The 9,634-nt window shown below is 67.9% G+C and carries 7 protein-coding genes; 2 read left to right on the forward strand and 5 right to left on the reverse strand.

The features are described from left to right. Positions 1 to 347: 347 nt before the first annotated feature. A complete protein-coding gene (locus ACWDUA_RS02290; protein WP_449749395.1) occupies positions 348 to 1,046 on the forward strand; it encodes a hypothetical protein in 699 nt (232 codons plus the stop codon). 45 nt (positions 1,047 to 1,091) lie between these two features. Here ACWDUA_RS02290 and meaB read toward each other — a convergent pair whose 3' ends face one another. The 3 genes from meaB to ACWDUA_RS02305 are packed head-to-tail and all read right to left on the reverse strand — an operon-like array spanning position 1,092 to position 6,378. After that, on the reverse strand, positions 1,092 to 2,102 hold the full coding sequence (gene meaB / locus ACWDUA_RS02295) for a methylmalonyl Co-A mutase-associated GTPase MeaB (protein ID WP_449749692.1): 1,011 nt from the start codon (positions 2,100 to 2,102) through the stop codon (positions 1,092 to 1,094). A 26-nt stretch (positions 2,103 to 2,128) separates the two neighbouring features. Continuing rightward, the gene (scpA, locus tag ACWDUA_RS02300) at positions 2,129 to 4,387 is read right to left on the reverse strand and encodes a methylmalonyl-CoA mutase (RefSeq protein WP_449749396.1); all 2,259 of its coding nucleotides are present in this window, start codon (positions 4,385 to 4,387) and stop codon (positions 2,129 to 2,131) included. After that, complete coding sequence (locus ACWDUA_RS02305) at positions 4,384 to 6,378, reverse strand: methylmalonyl-CoA mutase family protein (protein WP_449749397.1); 1,995 nt, start codon at positions 6,376 to 6,378, stop codon at positions 4,384 to 4,386. The genes scpA and ACWDUA_RS02305 overlap by 4 nt, the downstream gene beginning before the upstream one ends. Positions 6,379 to 6,582: 204 nt before the next feature. On the opposite strand from ACWDUA_RS02305, the gene ACWDUA_RS02310 reads away from it, so the two are divergent. Further along, positions 6,583 to 7,272 carry a TVP38/TMEM64 family protein gene (locus tag ACWDUA_RS02310; protein ID WP_449749693.1) on the forward strand — a complete coding sequence of 230 codons (690 nt, stop codon included), beginning with the start codon at positions 6,583 to 6,585 and terminating at the stop codon, positions 7,270 to 7,272. Positions 7,273 to 7,492: 220 nt separating this feature from the next. Here the strand turns inward: ACWDUA_RS02310 and ACWDUA_RS02315 are convergent, their stop codons facing one another. Together ACWDUA_RS02315 and ACWDUA_RS02320 are read right to left on the reverse strand one after the other, a co-directional pair. Beyond that, a complete protein-coding gene (locus ACWDUA_RS02315; RefSeq protein ID WP_449749398.1) occupies positions 7,493 to 8,791 on the reverse strand; it encodes an SPFH domain-containing protein in 1,299 nt (432 codons plus the stop codon). Positions 8,792 to 8,891: 100 nt separating this feature from the next. Continuing rightward, positions 8,892 to 9,320: an NfeD family protein gene (locus tag ACWDUA_RS02320; RefSeq protein ID WP_449749399.1), complete on the reverse strand. Its 429-nt coding sequence runs from the start codon at positions 9,318 to 9,320 to the stop codon at positions 8,892 to 8,894. Positions 9,321 to 9,634: the final 314 nt, after the last annotated feature.

The raw sequence follows: 9,634 nt of genomic DNA on the forward strand, positions 1-9,634 counted from the left end.
ACAATCATGACAGGAGACACAGTTCGTTGGGGATGATCTCACCCATCAACTTCGAGATCAGCTCACACGCAAGTCAGCAATCAAGCTAACCGTGTTCACTTTTTCGGGGGAACCCCAGGACACCATGGCGACGGCTCTGCGCTCCCCGAGTTCGACAGAGATCTGTCGGTCACGTGTCTTCTCGGCCACGAGTGGGATGACGCCGGCGGATCCACCGCAGACGGTGCCTCGGAACCGCACTTCGAGCATTCCTACGACAAGGACGAACTCCAGCGGCGGGCGGCACGGCTGTTGACCCTGATCGCGAGCGACAACGTCGGCCACCGGAGACGCAAGCGGGTACCGGGTTGTATCGGGCCATCCTGCAGCAGATCGAGCTCAATGGTGCTGCGGCCGTTCATGACCCCACGTCGGCGACCGGGCCGGCCGAGAAGGCCGCGAACCTCAGGGCATTGGGACAGGCCGCGCTCTACGGCGCCGAATACGATCTGCAGCTCGACGAGAACGCCGACACCGAGCAGCGCAACGCCGCGAATGCCAGGGTCAAGAACATCATCACCTCGGCATCGGCCGGTCTCACCGCGATCCCACATCCGGCAGCGATCGCGCTCGGTGCGGCCGGTACCGCCGCGGTCCCGTGGATGCTGTCACCGGAGACCGCGTCGGACACACCCTTCCGTCCACCGCCCCAGACCGTCGGCGGCGCCACCCCCACCGACGACTCGATCGTTCTCATGTACGGAACGCTCAGCCAGGTGGCACAGCCGGGCGAGATCGTCGGGGACCCATCCTGGTACGAGCACACCGGATCACGAACGCTCAAACCCCTCGACCAGATCGTCGCCGAGCATCATGGTGATCCGGAGAACCTCCTCGCTGCCATGTCGACCGCGGTCAGGGACCAGTTCCCCGGCCACTCGCCCCAGCGGAATCTCGTCGCGGACCTGCAGCACGGCACATACCTCGGATCGACCCATGGCCGTTGGAACTTCGATCCGACCGACCCCGACTCCTATGAGCGCATGATCGTCAAGGGCCGCAACTGAGGTCGGCGGCCGCGACTGGGCCGGTCCACGAGAGACGATCCCCGGTCAGCGCTCGGCGTCGAACGCGTCGATTATCTGCTTGGCGCCCAGTGCCGGCGTGAGATCGCCTGAGCGGACACGGGATTCGACGTCGTCACGGATCGCGGCGACCCCGGCGCTGCGCGACAGCCGCGAGAGCACGGTGTCGCGGGCCATCTCCCACATCCAGTCGCTCTGCTGGCGGCTCCGACGACCCTCGAACTCCCCTGCCCTGGTGAGGGTTTCGCGATGTTCGAGGACCGCATTCCAGAAGTCGTCGACGCCGATGTTCTCCAGCGCACTCATCGTCTGCACCGGGGGCATCCACAGCGCATTGTGCGGATAGATCAGCTTGAGCGCGTTCTTCAGTTCACGCGCGGCCGACTTGGCCTCCAGCTCGTGCTTGCCGTCGGCCTTGTTGACCATGATGACATCGGCGAGTTCGAGGACACCCTTCTTGATGCCCTGCAAGGAGTCTCCGGTCCGGGCGAGAGTCAGGAAGGTGAACGTGTCGACCATGTTGGCGACCGTCACCTCCGACTGACCCACACCGACCGTCTCGACCAGCACCACGTCGAATCCCGCGGCCTCCACCAGCACGATGGTCTCGCGGGTGGCCTTGGCCACGCCGCCGAGCGTGCCGGAGGTCGGGGACGGCCGAATGTACGCGTTCGGGTTGACCGACAGTTGTCCCATCCGGGTCTTGTCACCGAGGATCGACCCACCGGTCCGGGTGGACGACGGGTCGACGGCCAGCACGGCGACCTTGTGCCCCATCGAGATCAAGTGCATCCCGAGGGCCTCGATGGTCGTCGACTTGCCGACACCGGGAACCCCGGTGATCCCGACCCGGAACGATCGGCCGGCGTGCGGGGTCAACCGCAGCAGCAGGTCCTGGGCCGCAACGCGATGATCGGCACGGGTCGACTCGACCAGGGTGATCGCCCGTGCGAGGTCGGCGCGCCTGTCGGCCAGGATGCCCTTCTCGAGGGCATCGAGGTCGAGCGGTGGGCGTGCGGGCCGCGGTGCGGCCTGCACACCGGTGGCGTTCACGTCGTGCGCGCTCACTCCGAGGCGACTCCGGCCAGTTCCAGTCCGAGGCTGTCGGCCAGCTTCGAGACCAGCTCGACCGCGGAGTCGGCGATCACCGTCCCGGGCGGGAAGATCGCCGAGGCACCGGCCTCGTAGAGCTCGTCGAAATCGCCCGGCGGGATGACACCACCCACGACGATCATGATGTCGGGGCGGCCCACCTCCTCGAGCGCCTTGCGCAGCGCGGGCACCAGCGTGAGGTGACCGGCCGCGAGCGACGACACGCCGACGACGTGTACGTCGTTGTCGGCCGCCTGTGCGGCGACCTCCTCGGGGGTGGCGAACAGCGGGCCCACGTCGACGTCGAAACCGAGGTCGGCGAACGCCGTGGCGATCACCTTCTGGCCCCGGTCGTGACCGTCCTGTCCCATCTTCGCCACCAGGACACGGGGACGCCGGCCTTCCGCCTCGGCGAACTGCCTGACGATCTCGATGGCGGAGTCGACGCCACTCACCTCGCCCACCTCATGTCGGTACACCCCACTGATGGTCTTGATCTCCGCCTGATGCCGACCATAGACCTTCTCGAGCGCCTCGGAGATCTCGCCGACGGTGGCCTGATGTCGGGCCGCCTCGATGGCCAGCGCCATCAGATTGTTCTCCATGCCGCCCTCGGACGACGCCGCGGCGCGGGTGAGCTCGGCCAAGGCCTTTTCGACGGCAGCCGAATCACGGCCTGCGCGAAGACGATCCAGCTTCTCCAGCTGCTCGGCGCGTACCTTGGAGTTCTCGACCTTGAGGACCTCGATCTCCTCGTCCTCGGTCACCTGGTACTTGTTCACGCCCACCAGAGGCTGCTGACCGGAGTCGATCCGGGCCTGCGTACGGGCAGCGGCCTCCTCGATGCGCAGCTTGGGCAGACCCTCGTTGATCGCCTGCGTCATACCGCCCGCGGCCTCGACCTCGGCGATGTGGGCGCGTGCCTTCTGTGCCAGCTGGTGGGTGAGCCACTCGACGTAGTTCGATCCGGCCCACGGATCGATCGGACGGGTGGTGCCCGACTCCTGCTGCAACAGCAGCTGGGTGTTGCGCGCGATCCGAGCCGAGAAGTCGGTCGGCAGCGCGATCGCCTCGTCGAGGGCGTTGGTGTGCAGCGACTGGGTGTGGCCCTGGGTCGCGGCCATGGCCTCCACACAGGTGCGGGCGACGTTGTTGAACACGTCCTGCGCGGTCAGCGACCAGCCGGAGGTCTGCGAATGGGTCCGCAGGGACAGCGACTTGGCACTCTTCGGTTCGAACTGGGCGACGAGCTCGCTCCAGAGCAGACGCGCCGCCCGCAGCTTGGCGACCTCCATGAAGAAGTTCATGCCGATGCCCCAGAAGAACGACAGGCGCGGCGCGAACTTGTCGATGTCCAGGCCCGCGTCGAGACCGGCACGGATGTACTCGACACCGTCGGCGAGGGTGTAGGCGAGCTCCAGGTCGGCGGTCGCACCGGCTTCCTGGATGTGGTAGCCGGAGATGGAGATCGAGTTGAACTTCGGCATCTTCTGGCTGGTGTACTCGAAGATGTTGGAGATGATCCGCATCGACGGCTTCGGCGGATAGATGTAGGTGTTGCGGACCATGAACTCTTTGAGGATGTCGTTCTGGATGGTCCCGGCCAGCTTTTCCGGGGGCACCCCCTGTTCCTCGGCGGCGACGACGTAGAGCGCCAGGATCGGCAGCACCGCACCGTTCATCGTCATCGACACCGACACGTTGCCCAGGTCGATGCCGGCGAACAGCTGCCGCATGTCGAGGATCGAGTCGATCGCCACACCTGCCATACCGACGTCGCCGGCCACGCGCGGGTGGTCGGAGTCGTAGCCGCGGTGCGTGGCGAGGTCGAACGCCACCGACAGACCCTTCTGGCCCGCGGCCAGGTTGCGTCGGTAGAACGCATTCGACTCGGCGGCGGTGGAGAAGCCCGCGTACTGGCGGATCGTCCACGGCTGGTTGACGTACATCGTCGGGTACGGGCCACGGATGAACGGCGCCGCACCGGGGACCGAGTCGATCGGGTACGGGTGCTCGGCGTCACGGGTGACCGCGTCACGGTCGGCCCGCGTGTAGACCGGCTTGACGTCGATCTGCTCCGGCGTCGACCAGGTCACCTGCTCATCGGTGTAGCCGTGCGCGCCGGCGAGATCGGAGATCACCGCACCGGCATCGGTGGCGGCCACCTCCCCTCCGTCGAGTGCGATCTCGGTGAAATCTGGTATGGCCGTACTGGATTCGGTGTTGGTCATGCCTGCGCTCCCAGTCCCTGTTCTCCCGATGCCTGTGCTAGTGCGGTGTCCGACGCGGCCAGCGCGTCGAGCAGCTCGGTGAGGGTGGCCACCGCATCGATGCCGACACGCAACGACCCGTCCGGACGGTCGTCGCCATCCGGCCACTCCTTGTCCGGACCGGCGAGCAGTACGCGGGTGAGTCCGGCGGCACGGGCCGCGGCGAGCGCCGCCGGTCCGTCCGTGCCATAGCGGGCCCGGGTGCCGCACAGCACCGCGATCGGGCTGCCGGTGTCGGCGACCGCGGCGGCGATCTCCTCGGCGGTCAACGGACCCGGGTTGGCCGCCGCGATGCCACCCGCGGCGAGCAGGTTCGCGACGAACGTGGTGCGGCCGTTGTGTTCGGCGACGCTGCCCAGCGGAAGCAGCAGGATCTGCGGACGGACGCCGGTGGCGGCGAGCCGGGCGTCGGACCGGTCGCGGAGTTCCTCGAACGCGCGGCCGACGCGGGCGAGTCGCGGGGTGGCACCGACCACATCGGTGGCACCGGCGAGTGACCCGCACAACGGCTTCTCGTCGAGATTCGGGAACTCGTTGACACCGGTCACCGAAGCACGCCGATAGGCGACCTCGACGTCACGGGCGGCCAGCGACTCACCGATGCGGTCGGCGATCCAGCCCGCGTCGAGCGCGGCGCGGAAGCCACCCTGACGCTCGACGTCGGTGAACACCGACCACGCGGACGCGGCGAGGTCGTCGGTCAGCGATTCGACGAACCACGAACCCCCGGCCGGGTCGAGCACACGTCCGATGTTGGACTCCTCGAGCAGCAGCAGCTGGGTGTTGCGTGCGATCCGGCGGGAGAATCGGGCGCCAGAGGTGCGCTGCTCGGCCGGGATGGCGGCGTCGAATGCCAGGACGGTGACCTGGTCGGCACCGCCGACACCGGCACCGAACGCGGCGATGGTGCTGCGCAGCATGTTGACCCACGGATCGCGCTGGCTGTACATGGACAGGTCGGTAACCGCGTGGGTGAGTGCGGCACCGGCGTCGGGGGCTCCGACGACCTCGGCGACACGCGCCCAGATGCGGCGTAGAGCGCGCAGTTTCGCGATGCCGGCGAACTGGTCGTCGTCGACCGAGACGGCGAACGAGATCTGGCCGAGTGCGGTGGCGGCGTCGAGTCCGGCATCGGTGAGATCACGTAGGTGCGCGAGAGCCGCGGACACGATCAGGCCGAGTTCCAAGGCGTCGTTGGCCCCGGCGGTGGCGAAGTCGGTGCCGTCCACCCGGAAGGCACGGACCGATCCGGCCGCGGTCGCACTGTCTGCCACCTCGACGGCCAGCGCGGTGGCGGCGTCGGTGTCGACCGTGGGCCGACCGGAGAACGCTCCGGTGAGCGGCGAGAAACCGAACGAGAGCGTGGTCGCGGCGGTCGGCGCCGCAGCCTCCGGGGCTCTCAGACCGGCCTGCTTGACGGCGAGGACCGCGCGGGCGGCCTCGATCCCCTGGGTGCCGGCGTCGAGGGTGAGTGGCACCAGGTCGAGAAAGACGTTGGCGAGCACGGCCGGGAGGTCGTCGACACCGATCGTGCCGCCGATCTCGAGCCACAGTCCGCTCGCGCCGTTCATCATGGCGTCGAGGATGTCGCCGTTGATCTGCTCGATCGGATCCTGCTCACCGTCGGCGGGATCGTCGCCGAACCGCTCGGTGACCCGCCACCCGGTCAACACGTCGCGCGCCGGATCGGCGCCGCGCACGAACGGGAACCGGCCCGGGACACCGGGTTCGGCTGTCTCGTCACGCCGCGTGTAGAGCGGGCGGACGGTCAGCCCTTCCGGAGTGGTGGTCGACAGCAACGCCTCGGGGGTGTCCGGGAGTTGATCGACCTCGATGCGACGGGACTTGGCCAGGACCGCCGCCGCGGCGGTCGACCACGACCGATACGCGTCGGCCAGGTCCGCCGACCCCGCCGGATCGGATGCTGCTGAATGCACGGTTTGCTCGGGCATCGGGCTGGACACACCTCCATAGTGCGCTCGGTGATCAGAGCGTAGTTGACCTTAGCCGATCGCTCGGTCGGCCCCTACCGGTTGGGCCGCTGCGTGAGAAATGCCACCACAATGCGTCGGTACAGTGGATGGGTGCCACATGACCAGCGCCCCCTCGTCGAGACCCCGATCGAAGACGAGGCTGTGACGCCGGACACGTCGACGATACCCGTCGACGACCCGGCCCCGGAGCGGCAGGGGCGGCGCAGCATCCGCAATGCGGTCCTCGGCCTGGTCGCGGTGTGCGCACTGTTGGGGATCTCCTATCTGGTGCCGATCCCTTCGGTCGGCAGCGTCCGCGAGTGGGGCGAGGGCCTCGGCCCCGCCTTCGTGTGGGTGTTCTTCCTGGCCTACGTCGTCGTGACCCTGTTCCCGATCCCGCGCACCATCTTCACCGTCATGTCCGGAGTGTTCTTCGGGCCGGTCGTCGGACTCGTCGGCGCGATGATCTCGGCGACCCTGGCCGCCTACCTCGCGTTCCGGCTCGCCCGCGGTGCGGGCCGCACCCGGGTTCAGCCCTATCTGCGGCGCCCGGTGATCCGGGCCGTGGAGTCTCGGCTGGCGCGCCGTGGCTGGCTCGCCGTCGGTTCCCTGCGGCTGATCCCGGTGTGCCCGTTCTGGCTGCTCAACTACTGCTCCGGACTGTCGTCGGTCCGCACCGTGCCGTACCTGCTGGCCACGGTGATCGGGATGGCACCCGGAACCACCGCGGTGGTCCTGCTCGGCGACGCCATGACCGGATCCCAGAATCCGTGGTTGCTGCTCCTCAGCGGAACATTCTTCGCCATCGGTGTGATCGGGCTGATCGTCGATGTCCGTATGCCGGTCGACCATCCGGGCGCCCAGATCGCCTGACCCCGGGCACGAGCGCAAGGTATCCATCGGCAGATCGGGGTCGACCGGTGACCACCACGCATCTCCGTCCGATCCGGGTGGGCCTTCTGCGATCACAGGTCCTGGTACCCCTCCGGGTCCTGGCCGGTGTCGTCCTGGCCGGTGTCGTCCTGGCCCGGGACACTCTGCCCGGGGGGATTCCCGGCCGGAGAAATCCTTACCCGGGTCAGTCCTTTCTGGGTCAGTCTTGTCCGGGGGCGTACCGGCCCGGTGGTTCCCATGCGTGCTGACCCTGCGCGTGCTGGCCGGTTGCAGCAGGACCGGAGACCTCCGAGTGCTGTTCCGAGTACTGTTCCGGCGCATGCTGGGTCGGCCGGCCGGGACTGATCTCGGGTCCTCGGGTGATCTCGGGGCTCGAGATCGGCTCCGGACGTCGGATCGGCAGCTCGGGCTCCACGGGCTGGCGTGCCACCGCCTCTGCCTCGGCCACCGCCTGGGCGACCTTCGGATCGGTGACCATGTCGAACCAGCCCTCGGTGTCGGATTCGTCGACGTCCGGGACCGCGTCGTCGGTCGGCTCGTACCGGAACACCCCGTCGTCACCCCGGGCCCCGAACGACCGCGCGAATCCCTGGAGCGCCGACCCGAAATCGGTGGGCACCACCCAGACCTTGCTCGCCTCCCCTTTGGCCATCTCGGGGATCTGCTGCAGGTACTGATACGCCAGCACCTCCGGGGTGGGTTTGCTCGCCTTGACCGCGGCGAACCGCTTCTGGATGGCCTTGGCCTCACCCTGCGCCTTCAGGTACACCGCTGCACGCTCGCCCTGCGCACGCAGGATGCGGGACTGGCGTTCGGCCTCGGCACCCAGGATCGCGGCCTGCTTGGCGCCCTCGGCCGCCAGGATCTGGCTCTGCTTGTTGCCCTCGGCGGTCTTGATCGCCGACTCGCGCTGGCCCTCGGCGGTCAAGATGGTCGCCCGCTTCTCACGGTCGGCCTTCATCTGCTTCTCCATCGACTCCTGGATCGACGGTGGCGGCATGATCGACTTGAGTTCCACCCGGGCGACGCGCAGACCCCAGCGGCCGGTGGCCTCGTCGAGAACCCCCCGCAGCTGTCCGTTGATCGAGTCGCGGGAGGTGAGGGTCTCCTCCAGGGTCATCCCGCCGACGACGTTGCGCAGGGTGGTGATGGTCAGCTGCTCCACACCGGCGATGTAGTCGTCGATCTCGTAGACCGCCGACCGCGGGTTGGTCACCTGGAAATACACCACGGTGTCGATCGACAACGTCAGGTTGTCCTCGGTGATGACCGGCTGCGGCGGGAACGACACCACCCGCTCGCGGATGTCGACGCGTGCACGAATACGGTCGATGAACGGGATCAGGAGGGTGAGCTGTCCGGACACGGTGCGGGTGTAGCGGCCCAGCCGTTCGATGACCGCGGCCTCGGCCTGCGGGATCAGTGCCACCGACCGGGCCAGGACCACCACGACCATCACGATCAGCAGTACCGCGATGATCAGACCGACGTATTCCATACGTACTCCCCACTCTCGATCGGTGTCAGCACTCGCGAACTGCGGTCAGGCCTTCCGCACTTGCCGACGTCCTCGGGCCGTTCGGACCCGCCGATGTCCTTCACGTCTTCCAGACCACGGCGGTGGCCCCGTCGATCTCCACGACGGTCACCTGGTCACCGGGTTCGAACACCGCGCCCGGCGTCATCGCCCGCGCCGACCATTCGTCGCCGCCGATCTTGACGCGTCCGGCATGCTCGTCGACCCGGGTCGTCACCGTGGCGTATCTACCCTCGAGAGCCTCGATGTTGGTGCGGTAGGCGGGCCGGGTGAGCAGGTGCCGTTTCGCCACCGGGCGCACCGTCGTGAGCAGCAGGATGGAGACCACGGCGAACACGATCCCGTCCACCCAGACGGGGGCCCCGAAGAAGTAGTCGACGCCGGCGGCGGCGAGCGCACCACCACCGAGCATCAGCAGCACGAGGTCCCCGGTGACCAACTCACCGATCACCAGAACGATCATCGCCGCGATCCACACGAGCGCGCTCATGAACCCAGTCTGCCAGAGAATCCGGTGCTGACGGGGCCGCGTTCGGTGGACCGTGGATCTCTGCATCGTGTCGCGGATCCTGGCCGGGGTGCAGGCCCGACCGTGCGCGGTTCGCGGTTCGTGGTTCGTGGTTCGTGGTTGCGTCGGCGAGGTCGGGCTGCGGAGATTTCGACACGCCTCGTCGCTACGCTCCTCGTCGGCTCAATCATCGTGAGAACCACGCCTCGTCGCTACGCTCCTCGTCGGCTCAATCATCGTGAGAACCACGCCTCGTCGCTACGCTCCTCGTCGGCTCAATCATCGTGAGAACCACA

The organism is Gordonia sp. NPDC003376, assembly GCF_053589235.1.